This window comes from Roseomonas genomospecies 6, from assembly GCF_008365375.1.
Classification (GTDB): domain Bacteria; phylum Pseudomonadota; class Alphaproteobacteria; order Azospirillales; family Azospirillaceae; genus Azospirillum.
In genome coordinates, this window is the sequence record NZ_QOKW01000012.1 from 110,289 (window position 1) to 134,248 (window position 23,960).

22 protein-coding genes are annotated in these 23,960 nt (G+C 68.2%); 13 read left to right on the forward strand and 9 right to left on the reverse strand.

What is annotated here, in order from left to right; translation table 11 throughout:
* Positions 1-55 precede the first annotated feature (55 nt).
* From DS843_RS16440 to DS843_RS16475, 8 genes are all read left to right on the forward strand, one after another.
* Entirely contained in the window at positions 56-1,981 is a 1,926-nt protein-coding gene (locus DS843_RS16440) for a sensor histidine kinase (RefSeq protein WP_286192141.1), read from the forward strand.
* The gene (locus DS843_RS16445; RefSeq protein ID WP_149469961.1) at positions 1,974-2,582 is read left to right on the forward strand and encodes a response regulator transcription factor; all 609 of its coding nucleotides are present in this window, start codon (positions 1,974-1,976) and stop codon (positions 2,580-2,582) included. The genes DS843_RS16440 and DS843_RS16445 overlap by 8 nt, the downstream gene beginning before the upstream one ends.
* A gap of 175 nt (positions 2,583-2,757) precedes the next feature.
* Complete coding sequence (gene dsrO / locus DS843_RS16450) at positions 2,758-3,507, forward strand: sulfate reduction electron transfer complex DsrMKJOP subunit DsrO (protein ID WP_149469962.1); 750 nt, start codon at positions 2,758-2,760, stop codon at positions 3,505-3,507.
* Entirely contained in the window at positions 3,504-4,640 is a 1,137-nt protein-coding gene (gene nrfD, locus DS843_RS16455; protein WP_208852258.1) for an NrfD/PsrC family molybdoenzyme membrane anchor subunit, read from the forward strand. The genes dsrO and nrfD overlap by 4 nt, the downstream gene beginning before the upstream one ends.
* A gap of 29 nt (positions 4,641-4,669) precedes the next feature.
* Positions 4,670-7,777 (forward strand): molybdopterin dinucleotide binding domain-containing protein, encoded by a 3,108-nt coding sequence (locus DS843_RS16460; protein ID WP_149469963.1) that lies wholly within the window; start codon positions 4,670-4,672, stop codon positions 7,775-7,777.
* Positions 7,778-7,857: 80 nt separating this feature from the next.
* A complete protein-coding gene (locus DS843_RS16465) occupies positions 7,858-8,298 on the forward strand; it encodes a plastocyanin/azurin family copper-binding protein (protein WP_149164657.1) in 441 nt (146 codons plus the stop codon).
* A gap of 246 nt (positions 8,299-8,544) precedes the next feature.
* Positions 8,545-9,549: a c-type cytochrome gene (locus DS843_RS16470; RefSeq protein WP_149469964.1), complete on the forward strand. Its 1,005-nt coding sequence runs from the start codon at positions 8,545-8,547 to the stop codon at positions 9,547-9,549.
* A 272-nt stretch (positions 9,550-9,821) separates the two neighbouring features.
* Positions 9,822-11,522, forward strand: a complete 1,701-nt coding sequence (locus DS843_RS16475) for a methyl-accepting chemotaxis protein (protein WP_149469965.1) — start codon at positions 9,822-9,824, stop codon at positions 11,520-11,522.
* Positions 11,523-11,801: 279 nt separating this feature from the next.
* Here DS843_RS16475 and DS843_RS16480 read toward each other — a convergent pair whose 3' ends face one another.
* The 9 genes from DS843_RS16480 to DS843_RS16520 all read right to left on the reverse strand — a co-directional run bounded on the left by DS843_RS16480 (position 11,802) and on the right by DS843_RS16520 (position 18,965).
* On the reverse strand, positions 11,802-12,077 hold the full coding sequence (locus DS843_RS16480; protein WP_149469966.1) for a hypothetical protein: 276 nt from the start codon (positions 12,075-12,077) through the stop codon (positions 11,802-11,804).
* Positions 12,078-12,240: 163 nt separating this feature from the next.
* Positions 12,241-13,053, reverse strand: a complete 813-nt coding sequence (locus tag DS843_RS16485) for a DUF2243 domain-containing protein (protein WP_149469967.1) — start codon at positions 13,051-13,053, stop codon at positions 12,241-12,243.
* Positions 13,050-13,811 carry an MBL fold metallo-hydrolase gene (locus DS843_RS16490; RefSeq protein ID WP_149469968.1) on the reverse strand — a complete coding sequence of 254 codons (762 nt, stop codon included), beginning with the start codon at positions 13,809-13,811 and terminating at the stop codon, positions 13,050-13,052. Before DS843_RS16490 ends, DS843_RS16485 begins: the two co-directional genes overlap by 4 nt.
* Complete coding sequence (locus DS843_RS16495) at positions 13,808-14,275, reverse strand: protein tyrosine phosphatase family protein (protein ID WP_149469969.1); 468 nt, start codon at positions 14,273-14,275, stop codon at positions 13,808-13,810. Before DS843_RS16495 ends, DS843_RS16490 begins: the two co-directional genes overlap by 4 nt.
* 70 nt (positions 14,276-14,345) lie before the next feature.
* Positions 14,346-14,810: a DUF2892 domain-containing protein gene (locus tag DS843_RS16500; protein ID WP_208852259.1), complete on the reverse strand. Its 465-nt coding sequence runs from the start codon at positions 14,808-14,810 to the stop codon at positions 14,346-14,348.
* 69 nt (positions 14,811-14,879) lie between these two features.
* Positions 14,880-15,353, reverse strand: a complete 474-nt coding sequence (locus DS843_RS16505; protein ID WP_149469970.1) for a hypothetical protein — start codon at positions 15,351-15,353, stop codon at positions 14,880-14,882.
* Positions 15,354-15,359: 6 nt separating this feature from the next.
* Entirely contained in the window at positions 15,360-16,043 is a 684-nt protein-coding gene (locus DS843_RS16510) for a DsbA family protein (RefSeq protein WP_149469971.1), read from the reverse strand.
* 197 nt (positions 16,044-16,240) lie between these two features.
* Positions 16,241-18,394: a protein-disulfide reductase DsbD family protein gene (locus DS843_RS16515; RefSeq protein ID WP_149469972.1), complete on the reverse strand. Its 2,154-nt coding sequence runs from the start codon at positions 18,392-18,394 to the stop codon at positions 16,241-16,243.
* Between the two features lie 127 nt (positions 18,395-18,521).
* Positions 18,522-18,965: a hypothetical protein gene (locus DS843_RS16520; protein ID WP_149469973.1), complete on the reverse strand. Its 444-nt coding sequence runs from the start codon at positions 18,963-18,965 to the stop codon at positions 18,522-18,524.
* Between the two features lie 209 nt (positions 18,966-19,174).
* Here DS843_RS16520 and DS843_RS16525 point away from each other — a divergent pair, with 209 nt between their 5' ends.
* The 5 genes from DS843_RS16525 to DS843_RS16545 are packed head-to-tail and all read left to right on the forward strand — an operon-like array spanning position 19,175 to position 23,843.
* Positions 19,175-19,573, forward strand: a complete 399-nt coding sequence (locus tag DS843_RS16525; RefSeq protein WP_149469974.1) for a DUF302 domain-containing protein — start codon at positions 19,175-19,177, stop codon at positions 19,571-19,573.
* A 32-nt stretch (positions 19,574-19,605) separates the two neighbouring features.
* Positions 19,606-21,006, forward strand: a complete 1,401-nt coding sequence (locus tag DS843_RS16530; RefSeq protein ID WP_149469975.1) for an MBL fold metallo-hydrolase — start codon at positions 19,606-19,608, stop codon at positions 21,004-21,006.
* Between the two features lie 49 nt (positions 21,007-21,055).
* Positions 21,056-22,651, forward strand: a complete 1,596-nt coding sequence (locus DS843_RS16535; protein WP_167525342.1) for a bifunctional metallophosphatase/5'-nucleotidase — start codon at positions 21,056-21,058, stop codon at positions 22,649-22,651.
* Between the two features lie 18 nt (positions 22,652-22,669).
* The gene (locus DS843_RS16540; RefSeq protein WP_167525343.1) at positions 22,670-23,167 is read left to right on the forward strand and encodes a DsrE family protein; all 498 of its coding nucleotides are present in this window, start codon (positions 22,670-22,672) and stop codon (positions 23,165-23,167) included.
* Between the two features lie 55 nt (positions 23,168-23,222).
* Entirely contained in the window at positions 23,223-23,843 is a 621-nt protein-coding gene (locus DS843_RS16545; protein WP_149469978.1) for a class I SAM-dependent methyltransferase, read from the forward strand.
* Positions 23,844-23,960: the final 117 nt, after the last annotated feature.

The following is a 23,960-nucleotide window of genomic DNA, read 5'->3' on the forward strand; positions in this document are numbered from 1 at the left end:
CGCGGTTCAGAACGATCCAGATTTAACGCAACGGACTGTAGGAGCGGGAGCATGGATGGGTATGTTCACCTCGAGGCTCGGCCGTCGCCCGTGTGTTCCACGGCGGGGCCAGTCCGTTCTCCCGCTTCTCGCGCTGGTCGCCTGGCTTGCCGCCTGTCTGACCGCCAGCACGGTTGCGGCCGCGGAGCCGCCGATCCGCGTCGGCGTGCTCGCCTACCGGGGTGGTGACCACGCAAACGCCGCCTGGGAACCGACCGTCCGCTACCTGGCCGAACGGTTCCCCGACCGCGGCGCGGAGATGGTCCCGCTGGACCTGCCCGGTATGGACGCCGCCGTGCAGGCCCGAACTGTCGACTTCGTCCTGACCAACACCGGCAACTACGTGGAGCTCGAGGCGCGCTACGGTGTCACCCGCGTTGCCACACTTCATTCGTCCCGCGCTGGCGCTTCCGGCGCGTCGATCGGCTCGACGGTCATCGTCCGGGCCGACCGTACGGACCTCCGCGATCTGGCCGATCTCAAAGGACGGACCGTCCTGGCCAGCGACCCGGACGCCTTCGGCGGCTTTCAGATCGCCTGGGGCGAGATGCTCAAAGCCGGGGTCGATCCCTATCGCGATTTGAAGGAACTCCGCTTCTCCGGCTTTCCCGTGGACCGCGTCGCTTTCGCGGTTCAGGACGGTACGGTCGATGTCGGCGTGCTGCGGGCCTGCCTGCTGGAGGAACTAGCGGCGGAAGACCGCGTGGACTTGGCACGCTTCCGGGTCCTGGCGCCGAAAACGGTGCCGGGCTTCAACTGCGCCTTATCCACTGATCTGTACCCGGACTGGCCCCTGGCCCGGCTGGCCTCGACGCCGGAGGATTTGGCGAAGGCGGTCGTCGTCGCGCTGTTTGAGATGCCCGCCGACCACCCGGCCGCTAAGGCCGCAGGCTACGAGGGCTGGACGGTGCCGCTCGACTACCAGTCCGTCCACACGCTGTTCCGGTCCCTGCGCATCGGGCCGTACCGCTATCTGCGCGAGGTCTCGCTGGTCGACATCGCCCGCGAGCACTGGGAGTGGCTGGCGGTGGGCGCGCTGGCCCTGCTGTGGTGGGCGATCCATTCGCTGCGGGTCGAGCACCTGATCAAGGTCCGCACGGCCGAGCTTCGCACCGCCAACCATGACCTTGTTCGCGAGATGGCCGAGCGCCGCCGTGCCGAGGAGACCGCGCGCGAACGGCAGAAGGAGATGGACCACGTCGCCCGCCTGTCGATCCTCGGCGAGATGGCCAGCAATCTGGCCCACGAGTTGAACCAGCCGCTCGGGGCCATCGCCAACTATGCCCGCGGCTGCACCCGACGTCTGGAGATGGGGACGGGCGATCCGGCCCAGTTGGTGGAGATCACGCGGGCCATCGCGGAGCAAGCCGAGCGGGCCGGGCAAATCATCGTGCGCATCCGCAATTTTGTGCGCAAGCGGGCCTCCCAACTTGAACCGATGGACGTGAATGAGGCCGTCCGCACGGCCGTGTCCTTGTGCCAGGGGCAGGCGCGCAACGGAGGCGTCACCATCGCCTTGGACCTCGCCGACGACCTTCCCCTTGTGATGGCGGACCGCGTCCAGATCGAGCAGGTCGTCCTGAACCTGGTCAAGAACGCCCTCGACGCGATGCAAGACGTGCCGGGCGGCACGGCGGATGGACGTGTCCGCACCGTGACCGTCCATTCTGGTCGTGATGAAGAGGGGCGGGTCGCGGTCGCCGTGGTCGACCAGGGGCATGGGATTTCCGAAGAGGCACGGGCGCGGCTGTTTGACCCCTTCTTCACCACCAAATCCGGTGGCATGGGCCTGGGCTTGTCGATCTGCCGCACCATCGTGGAGACGCACGGCGGCCATCTCTGGGCGACGGACAACGCTGGCGGCGGTGTCGTCATGCGCTTTACCTTGCCCATTGTGAACGAGGCCCGGCGGGCCGGAAAGGAGGAACAGCCCCATGGCTGACCCGGAGCGCACGGTCTATGTCGTGGATGACGATCCCGCGATGCGGCACTCGCTGACGTGGCTGATCGGCTCACTCGGGGTGCACGTCGAAGCCTTCGCCTCGGGCGAGGAGTTGCTCCATGCCCTCCGGCCGGACAAACCGGGCTGTCTGGTGACCGACGTGCGCATGCCCGGCATGAGCGGGCTGGAGTTGCAGGAAACGCTCGCCCGAGCCGGGTCGCTGCTGTCGGTCATCGTCATCAGCGGTCATGCCGACGTTCCGATGGCCGCCCGGGCCTTCCGGGCGGGCGCTGTCGACGTCATCGAGAAGCCCTTCAACGACCAGGTGTTGCTGGATCGGGTCCATGAGGCGCTCGAGAAGTCCTTCCGCGCTTGGGAGGGGCATGCCCGCAAGGCCCATGTCCGCTCGTTGCTGGCGCGCTTGACCCCGCGGGAGAGGCAGGTCGCCGACCTGGTCGTCGCGGGCAAGCCGAGCAAGGTCATTGCCGCGGAGATCAACCTCAGCCTGAAGACGGTCGAGGTTCACCGGCACAACGTCATGGAGAAGCTCGAGGTCGGCTCGGTGGCGGACCTGACGCGGCTCCTGCTCGAGGCCGGGTGACACCTCTCGCCTTGCACCGGTCCTATCTTTATCCCCGCGTCATGATGTCACTGGGGAAAACCCTAAGAAGTCTAGGATTCGCCCCAATGGGACCCTGATACCGGTCCGACTATCCTTCGCACGAGAAAGCCCGCGGAATGCCGCGGGCCACGGAATACGTGCGAAGGGGCCCGTCATGGACCGATCACGACGCAACTTCGTCCTGGGCGTCGGCGCCGCCACAGTGGGGGCGGCGACACTGGCCCCGGCACCGGCCGAGGCCGCCGAGGCACGCAAGGGCGGCGATGCGGCGCACCGCTGGGGCATGGTGGTGGACGTGCGCAAGTGCGTCGGCTGCCAAGCCTGCACGGTCGCCTGCATCATGGAGAACGATGTCCCGGAGAACAGCTTCCGCACCATCGTCTCGACCTACGAGGTGACCGAGCAGGGCAAGACCGGCACCTACATGCTGCCGCGCCTGTGCAACCACTGCGAGGACGCCCCCTGCATCCCGGTCTGCCCGACCGGCGCCACCTTCCAGCGCAAGGACGGCATCGTGGTGGTGGACAACACGGTGTGCGTCGGCTGCGCCTACTGCGTCCAGGCGTGCCCGTACGACGCGCGCTTCATCAACCACGAGACCCAGACCGCCGACAAATGCACCTTCTGCGTCCACCGCGTGGATGCCGGGCTGCTGCCCGCCTGCGTGGAGACCTGCGTCGGCGGTGCGCGCATCTTCGGCGACCTGAACGACCCGGATAGCACGGTGTCCAAGCTGATCCGCGAGGAGAATCCGAAGGTGCTGAAGCCGGAGCAGGGCACCCAGCCGCGGGTCTTCTACATCGGTCTGGATCCGAAGTTTCAAGGCAAGGTGGACGGTACGCCGACCCTGTGGCGCCCGAGCGCGCACACGGAACGGTCCCACGCCGAGAAGGAGCACGCATGATGGACACCAACATCGTTGAGGTCATCAACGTGACCCGCGAGGTCGCGTGGCTTCCCTGGGCCGTCCAGTATTTCTTCCTGATCGGCTTGTCGGTGGGCGGTGTGCTTCTCAGCCTGCCCGGTTATGCCTTCGCACGGGAGGACTGGCGCAAACTCGGCCGCGTGGCGCTGCTGGTCGCGCTGACCTGCGGGCTGGCGGCACCGGTGGCGCTGCTCTCCGACCTGCACCAGCCCGGCCGCTTCTGGCACTTCTACGTCGTGGTCCGTCCGACGTCCTGGATGTGGTGGGGCTCGCTCATCATCCCCTTCTACGTGACCGGGCTGCTGGTCTACGCCTGGGCCTGCTTCCGCGAGGAATTCCAGGAGCAGGGCCGGGTGGACAGCCGCCTCGCGGTGCTGTACCGGCTGGCCGCCCTGGGCGGTGGCCGCAACGACCGGCTGATCCGGGTCACGGGCCTCGTCGTCCTCGCCGGGGCCGCCTTGGTCGCGCTCTACACGGGCACCGAGGTCGCCGTGGTCAAGGCGCGCCCGCTGTGGCACACGCCGTTCCTGCCGGTCCAGTTCCTCACCACTGCCCTGGTCGGGGCCGCCGGTCTGGTGCTCATCCTGAACCGTTTTGCGGCAGACAGTGACCGCGATGTTGAGGTGCGGGCGAACCGTCTGCTCGCCAGCTTCCTGGGAGCGGTGATGGTGTTCGGCGGCCTGTGGCTGGCGCTGGGGCTGTTCGGGATCGACCGCACCCATGCCGAGGCGCTGGACAGCGTATCGACCTCCGAGGCCTGGCGCGTGACCGCCGTCTGGGCCGTGCTGGCCGCCGTGGTCCCCTTCGTCATCGCCGTGGGCAAGCCCATGGGCACCGGCCTGCTGACCGGCCTGATTGCCGTGCACAGCGCCTGGATGTTCCGCTGGACGGTGTTCATCGGCGGCCAGACCGTGCCGAAGACCGGCGCCGGGTTCTACGAGTACGCGCTCCCGGCCGGTCCGGACGGCCTGCTCGGCATTATTGGCACCGCGGGCCTATGGTTCTTCCTGCTCCTCGTCATCACCGCCTTCCTTCCGACGCCGCTCCGTCCGGCGCCCCATCCGGTCCGCGCCGTCATGGCTGCCGACCGTGTCGTGGCCGCCGCCGAATGACCGCCCGCAGGGCCTCCGGAGACACCGCCATGTCCATCACCCGTCGCCTCCTCCTGAAGACCTCCGCCGCGGGCGGCGCGTTTGCCGCATTCGTCGGCGGCTTCTCCGAAACCGGCCGCAAGCTCGTCAAGGGCGCCTGGGCCGGGGAAAAGCCCGAGAACGCCATCTCCGGCAACGCACCCAAGCCCGAGTTCCGCGTCGATCCCCACAGCGGCGACATCACGCTGACCCCCGGCCAGGTTGTCGCCTACACCGGCTGCATCGGCTGCACGACCCTGTGCGGCGTGCGGGTGCGCGTGGACACCGAAAAGAACAAGGTGCTGCGCGTCGCGGGCAACCCCTACACCCCGATGTCCACCGACCCCTTCCTGCCCTACGGCACCCCGGTCAAGGAGAGCTTCAAGGCGCTGTCGCGCTTCCAGGAAAAGGGGCTGAACGGCCGCTCCACGGCGTGCGGCCGCGGCAACGCGGTGCTGGAGAACGTTACCTCACCGTTCCGCATCACTACGCCGCTGAAGCGCGTCGGCCCACGCGGGTCGGGCCAGTGGGAGCCGATCGCCTTCGACCAGCTGGTCCGCGAGGTGTGCGACGGCGGCGACCTCTTCGGCGAGGGGCCGGTGGAGGGCCTCAAGGCCTTGCGCGACCTCAAGACGCCCATCGACCTGGCGGCACCGGAATTGGGACCCCGGGTCAACCAGGTGGCCATGATCACCGGCGTGCCCGACGGACGGGAATCGCTGGTGCAGCGCTTCTTCCAGCAGGCTTACGGCAGCATCAATTATGTCGGCCATGGCTCCTACTGCGGGGGCGTGTACCGGGCCGGATCGGGTGCGGTGTTCGGCGACACCAAGAAGCAGCCGCACGCCAAGCCGGACATCGCCAACGCCGAGTTCGTGGTCTTTATCGGCACCGCCCCGTCGAATGCGGGCAACCCATTCAAGCGCCAGGCGACCCTGATTGCAAAGGCACGCACGAGCGGCGCTCTGCGCTACGTGGTCGTCGATCCGGTGCTGACCAACGCCAAGGCCGCGGCGGCCGGGGAGCGCGCCGACTGGATCCCGATCCGGCCGGGCACCGACGGCGCCTTCGCCATGGGCATCATCCGCTGGATGTTCGAGAACGGGCGCATCGACGACCGGTACCTGTCCCAGCCCAACGGCAAGGCGGCCGAGGCGGCGGGCGAGGCGGGCTGGTGCAACGCCACGCACTTGGTCGTCGTGCAGAAGGGCCACCCGCGGGAGGGGCGCCTGCTGCGCGCCTCCGACCTGGGTTGGGTGACTCTGGACGAGAAGGAGCGCTACGGCGACAAGGACGCCTTCGTCGTCCTCGATCCCGCGACGGGCGCCCCGGTGGCGCACGACGCCCTGACGACCGCGGCCACGCTGTTCCACGAGGGGATGGTAGCAACCGGGACCGGCGACCTCGCCGTGAAGACCAGCCTCACGCTGCTGCGCGAGGACGCCATGCGGCTCGACCTGCGGGCCTACAGCGACGCCTGCGGCGTGCCTGCCGACGTGATCGCGGGTCTGGCCCGCGAACTGACCAGCCACGGCAAGAAGGCCGCCGTGAACGCGCACGGCGGCATGATGTCGGGCAACGGCTTCTACAACGCCTTCGCGGTCGTCACCATCAACACGCTGCTCGGCAACCTGAACTGGAAGGGCGGCACTATCGTCGGTGGCGGGCGCTTCCCGGAGAACGGCGACGGGCCGCGCTACAAGCTCGCCAGCTTCCCCGGCCAGGTGAAGCCGTCGGGCATGCCGCTCGGCCGCAACGTGCCTTACGAGAAGACGTCCGAGTTCCAGGCGAAGAAACAGGCGGGCAAGCCGTATCCGGCCAAGGCGCCCTGGTACCCGACCGCGCCCGGCCTGACGACGGAATGGGTGTCCAGCGGCATCGCGGACGGCTACCCCTACCCGGTGAAGGCCCTGCTGCTGTGGAACGCCAACCCGGTCTACGGCATCCCCGGCGCGCACCGCTTCACCGAACGGCTGGCCGACCCGAAGACGGTGCCGCTGATCGTCGCCATCGACCCCTTCATCAACGAGACCTCGGCGCTCGCCGATTACATCGTGCCCGACACGGTGCTGTACGAGACCTGGGGCTGGACCTCGGCCTGGGGCGGGGTGCCGACCAAGATGACCACGGCCCGCTGGCCGGTGCTGGCCCCGCGCACTGCAACCCTGACGGACGGCCAGCCGATCCAGCTGGAGCCGTTCCTGATCGCGCTCGCCAAGCGCCTCGGCCTGCCGGGCTTCGGCCCCGGCGCCATCCAGGACATGGAGGGCAACAGCCACCCGCTGGAGACCGCCGAGGATTGGCACCTGCGCGCGGGCGCCAACATCGCCTGGCTCGGCAAGCAGCCGGTGCCGGACGCCAGTGACGAGGACATCGCCTTTTCCGGCGTCGGCCGCGTGCTTCCCGCGCTGAAGGCGACGCTGAAGGAGGAAGAATGGCGCAAGGTCGCCTTCATCCTCGCCCGCGGCGGCCGCTACCAGAACCAGGCCGAGGGCTTCGAGGGCGACAAGGCCGCCCACCGCTTCGTCAAGCCGCTTCAGGTCTACAACGAGGCGGTCGGCACGTCGAAGAGCAGCATCACCGGCAGGTGCTGGCCGGGAACGGCCACCTGGATGCCCCCGGTCTTCGCCGACGGCACGCCGGTGAACCGCGTTCACACGCCCGAGGACTGGCCCTTCCAGCTGGTCAGTTCCAAGTCGGTGCTGGTCAGCGCCTACACGATCGGGGCGACGCGGCTGCGCCACCTGCACCCGGAGAACCCCGTCGGCGTGAACGTCGAGGACGCCCGGCGGCTGGGCATCCAGACCGGCGACCGCATCCGCATCGCCACGCCGGGTGGGGCCGAACTGGCGACGGCCATCGTCCGCCACGGTGTCATGGCGGGCGTCCTCGCGGTGGAGCATGGCTTCGGGCACAAGGAATACGGCGCCCGCGCCCACGTGATCGGCGACCACCGGCAGCCGGACGCGCCCGAGATCGCCGCGGGCATCAACCTGAACGACCTCGGCCTCGTCGACCCGACCCGGGCGGGTGCCTCGGTGTGGGTTGACCCGGTCGCTGGAACCGCGGTGCGCCAGGGCATTCCCGCCAAGCTCGAGCGCGTCTCCGCCGCTGCATAATCCCAACCGTGTGGGGCGGGTGCCCTGAGCCGCTTGGCTCGCAGGAGCACCCGGCCCGACCGGCAACGTTGGAGCATCCGATGATCCCTCTGTCACGCTACCTGCTGGCCGCCACGGTTGGGGCTATGCTGTCGACGATGTCCGCTTGGGGCGCCGAACGCACCGTCGACCTGTTTCCGCGTGGCCCGGCACACCGGGTTTCGCAGGACGTGGTGGAGGTGGCTCCGGGCGACACGATCCGGTTCGTTGTGGCCGAAGGCCACCGCGTGGAGTCCATCCGTGGCATGCAGCCGCCGGGCGGCGTCGAGTTCCACGGCCAGCCGGGACAGGACCTCGTGGTAACCTTCGACAAGCCGGGCGTCTACGCCTACCGCTGCAAGGAACACTACGCGCAAGGCGAGGTTGGCCTGATTGTGGTCGGTGACACGCGCAACATCGTCTCCGCCGCGGCCGTCCGCCACCCCGGCGAGGCGCAGAAGGTTTTCGAAAAGCTCTTCCGGAGATGGCGCGCCGAAGGGTGACGAGGGCGACGGACGCACCGCGAAAGCGTCCGTAGCGCCTGTGAAACGACCGGTGCGGGAGCAGGGGGGCCAGACCGTGGCCTCCCTGCTTCAACGTCTGCGGGCCTTGGTAACGCACACAGACTGGTGCTAGATTAGCATTTACTCATAAGATGGGCTGGGTGTATGTAACGGTCAACGGATAGTGATGCGGCGAAACGCCGCATGTGGCTGAAACAAAAAAGAACCTTACAGGAGGGTAGACCCATGAAGAGCATCAACGCCCTGGTTGGTGCGCTGGCCGCTCTGGCCATCGGCACGGCTATACACCCGCCGTCGCGCGCGGCACAGGCTGCGGAACCACAGTCGCAGGCCGTCGACCTGACCAAGTGGACGCCACCGGATCTGGCGACGGTGAAGGACGACGACCTCGGCAAGCTCATCAAATACGGCTACGCCCTGACGACCGAGACATACAAGCATTTGGGCCCGGAGGTCGCCGACCCGGCCAAGCGCTACTCCGGCAACAACCTGGCCTGCCAAAGCTGCCACCTGAACGCCGGGACCCAGCCCTACGCTATGCCGTGGACCGGCGTGCACGCGGTGTTTCCGATGTACCGGGCGCGCGAGGACGGCATCAGCACGATCGAGGAGCGCGTCAACGGCTGCATGCAGCGGAGCATGAACGGCAAGGCTCTGCCGTTGGACAGCACCGAGATGAAGGCGTTCGTCGCCTACATGAAGTGGCTGTCCACCGGCATCCCGGTCGGAGCGAAGATCGAGGGGGCGGGCACCAAGGCTATCAAGGAACCGGGGCGCGCCGCCAACCCGGACCGTGGCCGCCAAGTCTACGCCGAGGTCTGCGCCGCCTGCCACCAGCCGGACGGCCAGGGTGTGCGCAAGGGCCAAGTTGGCGACGCCGGGGGCTACCAGTTCCCGCCGCTGTGGGGGCCGGACAGCTACAACGACGGCGCGGGCATGTACCGCGGCCTGACCGCGGCGGCGTTCGTCCACAACAACATGCCGCTCGGCACGACCCACGAAGCGCCGGTGCTGTCGGATGAGGACGCCTACGACGTCATCGCCTTCGTCAACAGCCAGCCGCGCCCCCACAAGGAGGGCGTGGAGAAGGACTTCCCGAACCGCCTGCGCAAGCCCGTGGACATGCCGTTCCCGCCGTTCGCGGACGGCTTTTCGGCAGAACAGCACAAGTACGGACCCTATGACCCGATCCGCGCGAAGCTGAAGGAACTGCAACAGGCGACGCAGTAATCAGGAGTAAATTCAGCGGGGGAGTTTTCGGACTTCCCCGTCATCTTTGTCAGACCCTTGAGAGACATGTCAGGAGCGCGCCTTTTTGGGCGCATGAGCATCGTCAACCGGTCGGCCGCAGCCCTGGTCAGGAGCAGTTGAAACGGCGTGCAAAACTCCCGAAATACTGTCGAATGTAAACTGACCAGCAACAATTGCGTTCGACACTGACATCAGAGTGTGCAGCCCGTACTCCCACCGTCCGGCTGATTGAGTTCAAAAAGGTGCTTCCCATGTCCGTGTCGCTCACCCGAACCCGCCTTGTTACCAAGATCATCGGCCCGTCGCTGCTGCTGGCCGCCATCGCCGTTGGTATTGCGGTGTACGGTCTGGCATCGCTGTCCGCCTTGCACGAGCGGAACGTGCAATTGGTAGAGCGCGATGCGGCACGTTTGGAGATGGCGCTGCGCCTGAACAGCGAATTGAACGTCACGGCGATTGCCACATCGAACGCCGTGCTCGCCGCCAAGCCAGAGGATGTGAAAACCATCCGCGGGCGCTATCAGCAGCGCTTCGCCGCGATGCTGGACTTTGCGGCACGGATATTGGCGACTAGCCCTGCGCCTGCCATTGCAACGCCCGCAAGGGACATTCAGGCCCTGTCGAGCGAGTACGACCGGTTGGCGCAGCGGGCCATCGCTCTATCGGCTGAAAGCAAGAAGGACGAGGCGTTCCAGGTGATCTTCGGTGAGATGCGCGACGTGCGCTTCAAGATCACCGGCGAGGCGGAGAAGCTGGTCGCGGCCGCCAAGGAGGAGATGCAGGCTGCCCAAAGCAGCGGCGAGGCCGTCTACAACGCCGCTGTGTTCTGGCAGTCTCTGGGGTCGGTGCTTGGAATTGCGCTGTCGTTGGGGCTGCTGGTCTGGATCGTCCAGCGTCACGTCTCTCGCCCGCTGAACCGCCTGACGTCGGCGACCGAGCGGCTGTCGCGTGGCGACCTGGAGGTCGAATTGGAGGCTCTCGACGACGGGCGCCGCGACGAGGTCGGCACGCTGGCGCACGCGCTCCACATCTTCCGCGACAACGCCCGCGCGATGCGCCGTCTGGAGGCACAGCAGCATGAGGAGGAGGCGCTGAAGGACCGGCGCCGCCAGACCGTAGACGGGCTGATCGCCGACTTCGAGAACGGCATCACCGGGCAACTCGAGGTGCTGACCAACGCCGCCGACCAGATGCAGCAAACCGCGCACCTTATGAACCGCACTGCGGAGTCGACGCATGAGCGCACCGCCGCGGTGGCCAACGCCTCCGAGGTGGCGTCTGGAAACGTGCAGACGGTCGCCGCGGCGGCGGATGAGTTGACCGCGTCCATTGCCGAGATCAGCCGCCAGATTGAGCAGGCCAACGGTGTCGCGGGCGAGGCCGTGCAGCAGGTAGCGCGCACCAACACGACCGTCGAGGGGCTGTCTTCAGCCGCCGCCAGGATCGGCGAAGTCGCCCATCTGATCACCGAAATCGCCAGCCAGACCAACCTGCTGGCGCTCAACGCCACCATCGAGGCGGCGCGGGCCGGGGAGGCGGGCAAGGGGTTTGCCGTCGTGGCGCAGGAAGTGAAGAACCTCGCCGCCTCGACGGCGCGCGCGACGGATGAGATCACCGCCCAGATCCAGAACATTCAGGCGGTGAGCGCCGAGACGGTCGCTGCCATCCGGAGCATCGGGACCACGATCCGTTCCATCAGCCAAATCTCTGCCACCATTGCCGCTGCCGTCGAGCAGCAGAGCGCGGCGACACGGGAGATCGCACGCAACACCCAGGAGGCGGCACAGGGCACCAGCCAAGTGTCCTCACACATCGGCGGCGTGGAGGCGGCGGCCCGCGACACCGAGGCGGCGGCCGACCAAGTCGGGACCGCCGCCGCCGCACTTTCCAGCGAGGCGGCGTCGTTGCATGCCCAGGTCGCCCGTTTTCTCGCTTCCATCCGGGCCGCATAACTCGCAGCGTGCCAGCCCCCTCGGCGGAGCAGCCCCCGGGTTGCTCCGCCACCCTCTTTAGTCGCCGGAATGGACCTCCCGTTCGACGCGCGTCAGCAGGTCGACGAAGAACGCCGTTTCTTCCGGCGTCAGACCCAGCTTCGCGTGGCGCGGCAAGAATTCAGCGACCGGACGACCGCTCTCGCGGCTTTGAAGCACACCGTCATGGACGACCAGGAACTCACGCGCCAGATCGGCGGCGGATTGGTGGCAACGGCCGCACCGCTCCTTGAAGCGCGGTCACGTGCTGGCCTGGGCGAGCAGCATGTCGTACATCGGCTGCACAAGGTTCTGCGGCAGGTAATGGTGTTGCAGGAAGACGATCAGGTCGTCCGTGTGATGGCGGCCCTGGAGCTTGCCGTCCTTCACGGTCAGAAACCGGCGGGCCCAGTCGGCAGCGTGGGGGTGACAATCCCCGCAGGTCTGCTCCCAGAATCGGTGCAGATCGGTCGCCTTGCCCGACGACGTCGGAAGGAGCAACGGAACCAGGAACGCCATCACGACCAGGGGGTTCATGCCGCGCCTCCCTGTAGAGAGCCATCAGCCACCAGCATGCGGCGAATGGTCGGGTCGTCATTGGGCCGGTCGTCCGGCGCCGGGTATGATGACACGTTTCGGCGCCCAGGGATCCTGCCTCAATGACGCAAGGCGGGGCGTCGCCTCACGGACCGGACGCGGCCTACGCGCGCGACCAGGCGAAGCACCCGGCCGGAATGAGACCGTTGCTGACGAAGAGCGCACCATGCGCGTAGAGCGTGCGGGCCTTCGCGGTGTCTTGGAGATCGATGGCCCAGAGGCCACCCGAGGCGTCGCTCCAGACGACACGCCCGTCCACGGCGGCGGCCGCGGCGAACACTTCGGAAGCGCTGATCCCCGGCCGGAACAGGACCATCGCCGTCGTAACGTTCGGCGGTGGCAAGGCCGCCACGGGGCCCGTGATCAGCACGATGAGCGTGAGCGCGACCGGCAGCGCGAGGCGCCGTCCCCCGCCCAGCCGGTCTCCCGGCCCGGCGCCGCGCCGGAGGAGCCCTCCTGCGGCGATGAAGGCCACTCCGAAGGCGGCGAACCAGATCAGGTCCCAAAGCAAGGGGTTCGGGGAATCCATACGGATGCGGTGGATGCCAAGGACCCAGTGGGACAGAATGCTGTCCACGATGTGCCAGACGCCGAACCCGATCAGGGTGTTGGCGAGCATCCAGCGGTCGGCACCGGCCCCGGCGAACTCGCGACGGGTCTTCCAGAGCATCCAGAGCCCCGCCGCCGCGATGACGTACATCGCCATGTGGAACAGACCGTCGGCCAGCACCTGGACGCGAAGGTCCCGGAACGCTTCACCTTCGAGGGCGCTGAGCAGGTGGTGCCATTGCAGCACCTGATGCAGCAAGATGCCGTCGAAGAAGCCTCCCAGCCCGAAACCGAGCAGGTAACCCGCCCAGGAGAAACGGCCCGTGAAGGCGGCCGGTGCGTCGCTCTGGAGCGCGTGTTGTTTCATACTGGCACGCCCTGGAAGGACTTGTCCCCGATGCGGCGCAGCGCTTCCGGCGCATCGTCGGGGCAGTCGCCGCACAGACGGTTCGCAGGGACCGCCACGTCGATCTTCCTCGGGTACGGCAGGTTCAGGTTCGCCATGATCGCGGCGAACTCCTCCAGGCTCTTGTCGTCGCCCAGGCGCGGGTTGCGCTCCCGCTCCTGGAGTACGGTCGATACATGCCGGTGCTGATAGTCGTGGCTGGGGTAGACGAGCGTGTCGTCCGGCAGCGTGAAAATCTTCTCGCGCACCGACCGGTAGAGCGCCTCGGTGCTGCCGTTCTGGAAGTCCGTGCGGCCGCAGCCGTCGATCAGCAAGGCGTCGCCGGTGAACACCCGCGGCGTGTCCCCGCGTTCGACGAGGTAGCAATGGTGCGTGTCGGTGTGGCCCGGGGTGTGGAGCGGCTTGAAGGTCAGGCTGCCCATGGTGAGCGGCTTGTCCTCGGCGACCCCGACGTCGGCGCACGGCAGCCCGTCCATCGCCGGATAGGCCACCTTGCAGCCGGTCAGGCTGCGCAGCCGACAGGCCGAACTGATGTGGTCGGCGTGGATGTGCGTGTCGAGCGTCACGGCGAGCCGCAAGCCGAGTTGCTGGATCAGCGCCAGGTCGCGCTCCACCGTCTCCATCACCGGGTCGAGCAGGATCGCCTGGCCCGTGTCGCGGCAGCCGAACAGGTAGGTGTAGGTCGAGGATTCCGGCTCGAACAGCTGACGGAAGATCACGGCGCCCCTCCTTGCGTCGTTCCGCCGTCCACGTAGCGCGTGAACAACGCCCTCATCTCCGGCGTCCCGAACTGGAAGCCCATCGCCTCAGCCTTGGCCGCCGCCGTGTCGCCGGACAGGCCCTCGATGTGGGCGACATGCATGAAGGTGAAGAGACCAGCGCGGCGCCCCGACGCGCAATGGATGGCGACTGGACCCGGCAGGCCCGCGACCTCACGGTCGAAGCGTTCGGCGATGGCCTCGTTCATGTCCTGGGGGGAGACGGGGATGCTCAGGTAGGCGAGGCCGTGGCTCCGAGCAACCTCGCCCTCCTTGGTCGGCGACAGGACTTCGTCCTTCTCGCCGGGGGTGCGCAGGTTCACGATGGAGCGGAAGCCCTCGCGGGCCAGTTCCCCGACGCGCTCGGCGGTCGGCGGCGTCATTTCGATGGTGAAGCGGTCGTCCACTCTCAAGCGGTCCGTCATGCGATGCTCCGTTTGTGTGCGGGTCGCCGTGGAGCCCGGACCGATACCAGCCGCGGGCACCTCGGGTGGGTCATGCCCCGGCGGCGTCCAACGCCGCCTCAGCGTGCTGGCGCGGGGTCGTGTTCGGGGATGTCGTGTCAAGCCGCCGGAAGTCGCCGCGCAGAGCCTTGAGCGCGTACCGCTCGCGGTCGATCTCGGCGGCGGTGCGGACGCCCAGGCGGCGGAACACCGGGACCGGCGGGCACCAGCCTTGGAGGGCGTGCTGGAGCAGGAACCCGGTCACGACCGCGGGCAAGATGAGGAAACGGCGGTCCACGAAGGCGCCCAGCACCGTGCCGGTCAGCGCCAGCGTCGCCGCGTTGGCCTCGAGCGTGCGCTCGATGTCCCACTCGTGGTCGAGTTCGTCCAGGCGCTGGTCGATCGCCTCCGGGTGCTCGGCGTGATGGCGGAGGCTCTCCTCGATCTCGGCGGCGAAGCGGCGGTTGAGGTCCGCCGACGTGGCGTTCTCCACGCGCGACGCGGTGGCGGGCAGCATGGTTCCCTCCTGTGTCGGTTCCGGTGGACGGCGCCGCGACCAAGGGCAGCGCCGTCTGTCCCGCAAACATTAGGGCGGACTGATGCGTTCCCGGAGGGTGTGGTCCGAGATGTCAACCGTACAGACCACCGCGTGGCGGCGCTGCCTCCACTCCCACGCGACCGCCGCCGCGGTGACGGCGGCACCGACCACGGCCAAATGAAGGCGGTACGGCTCGAAGTGGGCGAGCAGCAGGTCCGCCCCGAAGACCAGCAGCAGGAGCTTGTTGCAGGTCGGGCAGGCGATTCCGAGGAACCAGAGAACGCTGCCCAGTCCGGCACCGCGGGGCGAACACATCGGCCGCCGGATGGCCACGTAGACCCCGACCAGCACCGCCTGGACGGCGAGCAGCCAGATCTCGAACCCCTGGGTCGGCGTCATGCGGATGAACACGGGGTTCGGCCACACGGCGGTGACGGTCCCCAGCACCAGGAAGGTGGCAGCGGCCGCGGCGGCGCCTCGCAGAGCGCGAAGCGGTGGCCGCAGGGTGTCGGTGAGCGTCATGCCGGGTCAGCCTTGCTTGCCGCCACGCTTCTTGGCACGGACGTCGGCGACAATCTCCTTCATGGTTTTCAGGTCGAGACCACCGGGAACCAGATAGCTGCCGATGACGAAGCCGGGCGTGCCCTGGAGTTGCAGCATCGCCGCCTGCGCCGAGACCTCCTTGAAAGCGGCATCGACCTGCGCGTCGCGCTCCTTCAGGTCCCGCTCGGCCCGCGCCAAGTCGAGACCGGCCTCGCTGGCTGCCTTGCGGATCTTCTCCTCGTCGAGGCGACCGGGAATGTTCATGAAGGCGTGATGGACCTGCTCGTAGCGATCCTGCCAGCGCGCGGCGAGCGCGATCTTGGCGGCGTAGATCGACGGCGCGCCGAACACCGGCCAGTGTTTGTGGATCACCCGGACGTTCTTGTCCTCGGCGACCAACTGCTCGAGGAAGGGGTGGACCTTGCGGCACACCGGGCACTGGTAGTCGAAAAACTCGACCACCGTCACGTCGCCCTGCGGGTTGCCCACGACCACCGCGCTGGGGCCGCGGGTCAGGGCATCCGGGCCGAGTTCCGCCACCAGGGGCGGGGCCGCCGTCGCCGCGGCGGAGCTAGGGACGACGAAGGATTGGAGGGCAACGGCCCCGGCGCCGAGCGCGACGGCGGAGACGGCGACGGTGAGAAGGGTCGTGACGAGGCGGGAGGTCATAATGGGACTCTTGGCTCCGTGTTGCGACTGGGGGACCGCCGCTCGGGGATCCCCGGAGGCGGCGATCGGGATTCTGGTGAGCGCTGCGCCGCACTCGGGCGTTTCGGTTGGCCAAGCTCGGCGCGGGGCATGGTGGCGGGAAGACCGTTGCTCGCCCGCCGGGTGAGATGTTTCGGAAGGCGTGAGAGACGCCGAGGTTACCCCGCCGTCCGGGCCTTCCGGATGGCGTCCAGCACGGCGCCTTCGGACAGCACCTCGGGCAGGACGATGCCGTGCGGCGCGCCCGGCCCGTAGACCGCGTTGAACGGGATGCCGTAGCGGTCGTGCTGGCCGAGGTAGGTAGCGATGGCCGGGTCGGGGCTGGTCCAGTCCGCCCGCATGGCGACGACGCCGTCGCTCGACAGGGTGCTGGCCACCGGCTCGCGGTCGATCACCAGCTTCTTGTTGACGATGCAGGTGACGCACCAGTCCGCCGTCACGTCGACGAAGACGGTCTGGCCCTGCGCGACCAGCTTGGCGATTTCCGCCTGCTCGAACCGCTGCCACCGCGCCGATGCCGCGGAAGCGGCGGCCGAGGCTGCGCGGTCGAGGACGATGGGGATGGCGACCGCCGTGGCGAGCGCGACTAGGGCCACCGGCCCGGCCGCGAGGCTCACGGTCCCGAAGCCCCGGGTGGCCAGAGCGAGAGCACCGACGGCCAGCAGGGTGGCCGCGACGACGCTGGCGGCCGTGCCCACGGACGTCTGGGCGGCGAGGACCGTCACCAGCCAGAGCGCCGTCCCCGCCAGGGCCAGGGCGAGCAGACGCCGGAGCGTGCCCATCCAGCGCCCCGGCCGGGGCAGCAGAGCGACCGCGCCCGGAAACAGGGCGACGAGCAGGTACGGGGCGGCCAAGCCGACGCCGAGCGCGCCGAACACGGCGAGGATCTCCAGCGGGCCGCGGGCCAACGCGAAGCCGACCGCAGTGCCGAGGAACGGCGCCGAGCAGGGTGTGGCCAGCAGGGTGGCGAAAGCGCCCATGGCGAAATGCCCGACCGGTCCGTCGCCGCCGACGGTGCCGAGGGCGGTGGACAGCGAGGACGGCAGCCGGATTTCGAAGGCGCCCGCCATGCTGGCCGCGAAGGCCATCAGGACGCCCACCATGACGGCGAGGAAAACGGGCTGCTGGAACTGCATGCCCCAGCCGACCATACCGCCCGCCCCCTTCAGGGCCGCCAGGGTGCCCGCCAGGACGAGCATGGCGGCGATGGCGCCGGAGGCGGTCGCCAGGAAGCCCAGCCGCACGCGGCGGCGCTCCTGGCCTTGCTGGCCGACCACCGACATCAGCTTGAGGGAGAGCACCGGCAGCACGCAGGGCATCAGATTGAGGACCATCCCGCCCAACAAAGCCAGGGCGAGCACAGGCAGCAGGTCGGTGAGCCGGTCGCCCGGCAAGGGCGCCTCCGACGACACGGTGACCTTGGCCTCGGCGGCGCGTTCGCCGTCGACGACCGTCACGGTGAGGGGTTTGTCGGCCATGCCGACGACGTCCGGTCCGGCGACTACAGGCAGCGAAAGCAGGGCGGCGCGCCCGCCGTCCTCGAACGCGATCTCGGGCTTGCTGAACGCCCAGTCGCCACCCTCGACGAAGGCATCGGGCGCCGTCAGCGGTGCCGTGGTCGACGCCACGCGGACGACGAGTGCCTCGCGCGCGGGATCGGTCCAGGCTCCCTCGACGGTGACACCCGACGCTCCTCCGTCGCCAGGGACTCGGGCGTCGAACCGCGCGATCAGGTTGCCTGCGGCCAGGTCGGGTGTGGCGGGGCCTGCGGGCAGGTCGAGGCCGACCTGGTGCGTGGCCGGGACACAGACCTCGCTGCACACCAGCAGGTCAACCTTGCCGCGGAGTGAAACCGGCTCGCCCGGGCGCTCGACGGTCACCTCGAGGGGGAGGACGACCTCGCCGGTGTAGCCTTGGGTCTCGATACCGAAGGTCGAGAAGCGGTGTGGCGCGGGCCAGCGGACCGCGACGGACGCGACGTTGGTGGAGCCTGTCCAGTCCATTCGGGGCGGCATGCCCGCGTCTCCGGGCGAGCGCCAGTAGGTTTTCCAGCCGTCGTTCAGGGCGATGCGAAGCCCCGCCGGAATGGTCTGTGCCTGACCAGCAGCGTCGACTGAGGCCAGGATCTGCACCGTCGAGGTCTCGGCCGCTGACGGGGTGCCGACCGCGGCGGCGGCGGCGGGGGGCAGCAGGGCGAGTATGGCGGCTGCCAGTAGGGCGTCCGGAAATCGGCCGGTCGCGGCCTTGAGGACGCCGCCGAGCACGGCGGCGAACGGCGCCGACGAGGGGCGCCGGGTGATGGTGTTCGACATCGCGTTGTCCGTCCGCTGAGGGAACAGGGCCATGCGCTCCGGAGTGGAGCGGCAAGTCTGCTGGGGATTGGCCACGAACGGCGTCGGCGGCGGGCAACGCCCGGCGAAACGGCGGATTCGTGGTGGCTCAGGCGGACAGGCGCGGGGGTGGCAGGTCGGGGAGCGTGGTGATGCCCCGTGACGGGTCGCTGACGACGCGCGCATAGCTGTCGGCACCCACGGAAGGTGGCGGAACGGCGAACGCGGCGTTCGGAAGCCCGCCACACACCGTGAGGCATGGAACGGCGGTCGGGCACCGTGCCGTCCCGGTCGGTGCGTCGCGTCTGTTGCAGGGCCGGTCGGTGCCGTCAGCGGCGGTCAGGAACGTCGGAACAACCGCCTCCCGTTCCTCCGCGGAGACGGTGTCGACGAGAGCAGCCGGGAACGACCGGAGTGTGTCCACGGGGGCAAACGCCCGGGCCCATCCGGGACCGGCGAACGCGACCAGCGTGGCCAGCACGAGCAGTGCCGTCCCCAGTGACCGGATCATGTTCGCCGTGTGTGGCACGCGCATCCTCTCGTCATCCCGCATCGAAGCTACGTTCGGCGGGGGCTTGGCGCAACCCGCATTCCGCTCACAGACTCGTGAGGGGTGGTTCGGAACTCCGATCGCCGTCGCCTGTTCCCCTGCCATCCCATGCGCATTAGACTTTACTACAATCTAATGGAATGTCGCCAGCGAATTGGCAGGCGTTTGCATGAGCCCATGAATCCTCAGCCGACCTCGCACGGAGGAGCGCAATGAGCTATCACTTTTCGAAGACCGTCGACATGCGGTTCGACGAGGCCGTCTCGACCGTCATCGAGGTCCTGAAGAAGCACGGCTTCGGTGTGCTGACCGAAATCGACGTCCAAGCCACGCTGAAGAAGAAGCTGGACGTGGATTACCGGCCCTACCGCATTCTTGGCGCCTGCAACCCCCAGATGGCCTACCAAGCGCTCCAGGCTGAGGACAAGATCGGCACCATGCTGCCCTGCAACGTCATCGTCCAGCAGCGCGAGGACGGGAAGGTCGAGGTCTCGGCGGTGGACCCGGTCTCCTCCATGCAAGCCATCGACAACCCCAAGCTCGCCAGCATCGCCGGACAGGTCCGGGTCATGCTCCGGCAGGTTGTGGACGAGGTAAGTCTACGGGTCTGAATCCGCATTCCTGAACAGCTGGAGGCAGCGACATGGGACTTGTTCTAGGTCGGATCGAGGCCGAGGGTATCGCCCAGTTGTCGTATCTCATCGGCGACGATGCGGCGGGTGTGGCGGCGGTCATCGACCCGCGCCGCGACGTGGACGTGTACCTCGAGACCGCTCGACGCCGTGGCGTGCGGATCGTTCACATTGTCGAAACACACATTCACGCCGACTTCGTGTCAGGGGCATGCGAACTGGCAGCCCGCACCGGCGCCGCGATCCATGGCGGACGGTCGGAGGATTACCGCTTCAACCTGCACCAACTCTCAGACGGCGCCGAGATCGGCCTTGGCACCGTGCGCTTGCGTGCTCTGCACACACCGGGACACACCCCCGAACACATTTCGCTGCTGGCCTTCGACGCCAAGCAGGGTGAGGAGCCGTTCGCCATTTTTACCGGCGACACGCTGTTCAACCTCGACGTCGGCCGTCCCGACCTGCTGGGCGATGGTTCGGAGCAGAGGCTGGCCAAGCAGCTGTACCGCTCCCTGTTCGAGCTCCTGGTGCCGTTGGGCGACCGGGTCGAGGTCTATCCCGGCCACGGTGCCGGGTCGTCCTGCGGCCGCGCAATTGGTGACCGCAACCAAAGCACCATCGGCAACGAGCGGACCTACAGCGAGGCCCTGCGCCCGCGTTCGGAAGACGAATTCGTGCGCTGGATGCTCGGCGGCATGCCGGAGCCGCCGCGCCATTACGCCCGCCTGAAGAAGGTCAACGCGGCGGGTCCTCCGTTGCGCGGGGGACTGCCCGTGGTGGTGCCGCTGCCGCCGGAGGAATTCCGGGAGCGCGCCTCGAAGCCCGACACCCTGGTGCTGGACACGCGCTCCATCCTGGCCTTCGGCGGCGGGCACGTGCCGGGCACCCTGAACATCGCACTGCGGCCCGAATTTCCCACCTGGGTCGGCTGGATGGTCGACCCAGACCGCGAGCTCCTGCTGATCGTCGAGAGCGAGCGCGACCTCGCCCTCGTCGTCGAGCACCTGTACCGGCTCGGCTACGACAACATCGGCGGCCACCTGCTCGACGGCATGACCAGCTGGCAGAACGCCGGGTTCGAGTTGGCGCATGTCGGCCAGTGGACCGTGCAGGACCTGAACCGGCATCGGCAGGACGGTGACCTGATCGTCCTCGATGTGCGCACCGACGAGGAATGGGCGGAGGGTCACGTGCCGGGTGCTCGACACATCTATGTGCCACACCTCGCGGAGCACCTGAACCAACTCGACCGCGACAAGGCAGTCGCGACTTATTGCGGCACCGGTTACCGGGCCTCCATCGCGGCCAGCCTGCTCAAGAGGAGAGGTTTCCGCGAGGTGATCAACGTCCCTGGCTCCTGGACGGCGTGGAAGGCGGCCAACCTGCCCGTGGAGAGCCCGAAGCGGGGCTGAAGCGCACGCCCAAGGCTCCTGCCACGGTCAAGACATGAGAGGCAAGTTTATGCGCCATCTGATCGCAGCGGCCATGGCGCTGCCGCTGTTCGCCGCGCCCATGGAAGGCGGTTCCGCCGCCGGGCCCAGGAACGGCACCGTCACGCTGCTTCACGTCAACGACTTTCATGGGCGGCACATGCCGGTCCGGGTCGCCCCCGGCAATGCAACCGCGCAGACTGGCGACCCGGGTCGGGAGCCACAGGAATTCGAGCGCGCCGGAACCGTCGGCGGCATCGCGCATCTGGCAACGGTCGTGCAGCGCATCCGCCAAGAGCGTGGGGCGGATCACGTCATCCTGGTACACGGCGGCGATGCCTTCAGCGACGACCTGCTCGGAAACCTGACCCGCGGTGAGGCCATGGTACGGATGATGGACGCCGTCGGGGTGCGGTTCATGGCCTTCGGCAACCACGACTTCGACTACGGCGCCGAGCGGACCCGCGAGTTGCAGGAGATGGTCCGGTTCCAGATGCGCGGGGCCAACGTCCTGGACCGCACGACGGGCCAGCCATTCCTGGGTGACCCGACCATGGTGGTGGATACGGGCGGCATCCGGGTGGGGCTGCTCGCGCTCGGCTACCACAACACCCCGCTCACGACCGATCCCGACAACGTGGCCAGCCTGTCCTTCACCGACGGCATCGAGGCAGCCCGCCGTCACGTACCGGAGATCCGGGCGAGGGCGGACGTGGTGGTCGTCGTCTCGCATCAGGGCACGAAGGTCGACCGTGAGCTTGCACCGCAGGTCCCCGGGATCGACGTTATCGTCGCCGCGCACTCGCATGATGACCTACAGAATCCGGACAAGGTGGGCGAAACCCGGATCGTCCAGGCCGCCTCCGACGGCACGGTGCTGGGCGAGGTGGAGATCCGGGTCGCCGACGGGAAGCTCGCGGGGGTGCGCGCAACCAACCACACGCTCTGGTCGGCGGACGTCCCGGCCGACCCGCAGGTCACCCAGATCATCGAGGACCTCCGCGCCCCATTCCGTGAGCGGCTAACCGAGGTCATCGCGACGGCGCGGGACCGCATCGGTCGGCGCTATCGCTCGGAGAGCCCCTTCGACCGTTTGGTTGGCGACATCCTGCGCACGGAGACGGGCGCCGAGGTCGCACTGCTTCCCGGCGTGGGCTACGGCGTGTCCATCGGTCCCGGCCCGGTCACGCGCGAGGATCTCTACGCCCTGCTGCCCCATCCCTCTCGGGTCGTCACCCTGAAGCTGACGGGCGCGCAACTGCGCGAGGTGCTCGAGCGGAGCGCGGCCAACCAGAAGCCGGAGCGCCCGCAGGAGCGCGTCGGCGGGCTGGTGCAGACCGCGGGGCTGCGGTGGTCAGTCGACCTGAACCGCCCCCGTGGCCAGCGCGTGGACACGCTCGAGGTCGACGGAAAGCCTTTTGATGATGCACGCCTCTACTCGGTCGTCACGCACACCGGCATGCTCAAGGGCACGCACGGCTACACGACCTTTCAAGGGGGCCAGGATGTACACAAGCTCGACCGCAAGGTGACGGAGATCGTCGAGACGGCCCTGAGGGCCATGGAAAAGGTGGCGTCCCCAGCTCTGGGCGACGTGCGCCTCGTCAAGGCTGCCTCCGGGCAATAACGCATGGAAGGTTCAGGAATGAGCATGGACAAGCCGATGCAGCGCGTGCAGAAGCCCGTGATCGACGGGTTCGGCGGCGCCTGGTTCTTTCCGCACGCGGCACTGCGATTCGACCCGGCGCTCGACTACAAGGTCGTGTTCAGCGTGACGCAGGCCCCTCCGGAGGAGGACCGGGTGAACCCCGGTCTGGAGCGGGTGGCCCGGTTCCTGAACCTGTACGCGGCCGATGTCGGCAGTGCAAAGCAGCTGGATGTCGTGGTGGTGGGGGCCGGGGCCGCAACGCGGGCGATGCTGGCCGACGACGCCCACCGTCGCTTGCATTCCGGTGGCAACCCGAATGCCCTCTTGCTCGAGCGACTTGACGAGCAGGGCGTCCGACTCTTCGTTTGCGGACAGGCCCTCGCCGAGCGTGGCCTGGAGCCGGAGGCGACACACCCCTGTGTCGGCGTTGCCCTGTCTGCCATGACTGCCGTGGCGGATTGCCAACTCCGGGGGTTTGCGCTGCTGTCGTATTGAGCCGCCTTGAAGCGTGAAGGGCCTGCGGGCGGGAAACCTCCAGGGACACGAGGGCATGAGCCTGTATCAGCATCACATACTGCCGCGGCTCACCGACTGGGCGATGGGGCAGGCGATGCTCAGGGATTTCCGCTCCCGCGTCGTCGGCGGTGCGCGGGGGCGTGTTCTCGAAATCGGGATCGGGTCCGGGCGCAACCTCCCGTTCTACGGCGGAGCGGCCGAGGAGATCGTTGGCGTGGACACGTCTCCGGAGTTGCTGGCCCTCGTGCGGCGAGCGGCGGCCGTGTCACCCCGCCCTGTGACCCTGATTGAGCAGACTGCGGAGCAGCTGCCTTTTCCCGACAGCAGCTTTGACACAGTGGTGGTGACTTGGTCGCTGTGCAGCATACCCGATCCGGTCGCGGCACTGCGGGAGGCTCGCCGGGTGCTCAGGCCGGGTGGGCAGTTGCGCTTCGCCGAACACGGCCTCGCGCCTGACCCCGGCGTCCGCCGCTGGCAACATCGCCTGACGCCGCTGTGGAGGAATTGCGCGGGAGGCTGCCATTTGGATCGGAAGATCGACGACCTCATTCACGCGGCCGGGTTCCGCATCACGGACCTGAAGGCGGACTACCTCCCCGGCATCAGGCTCCTGGGCTTCATGTACGAGGGCTGCGCATGCAGTCAAAGCGGATGAGGCATGCGTGCAACGCCTTGGGGAGGCTTCCACAAGACCGTTGACCTTCCAATGACTGGAAGGTGGACGCTCTCCTCCAGAGACGAACCGGACCAGTCCGGAAGGACCCCGTCGAGG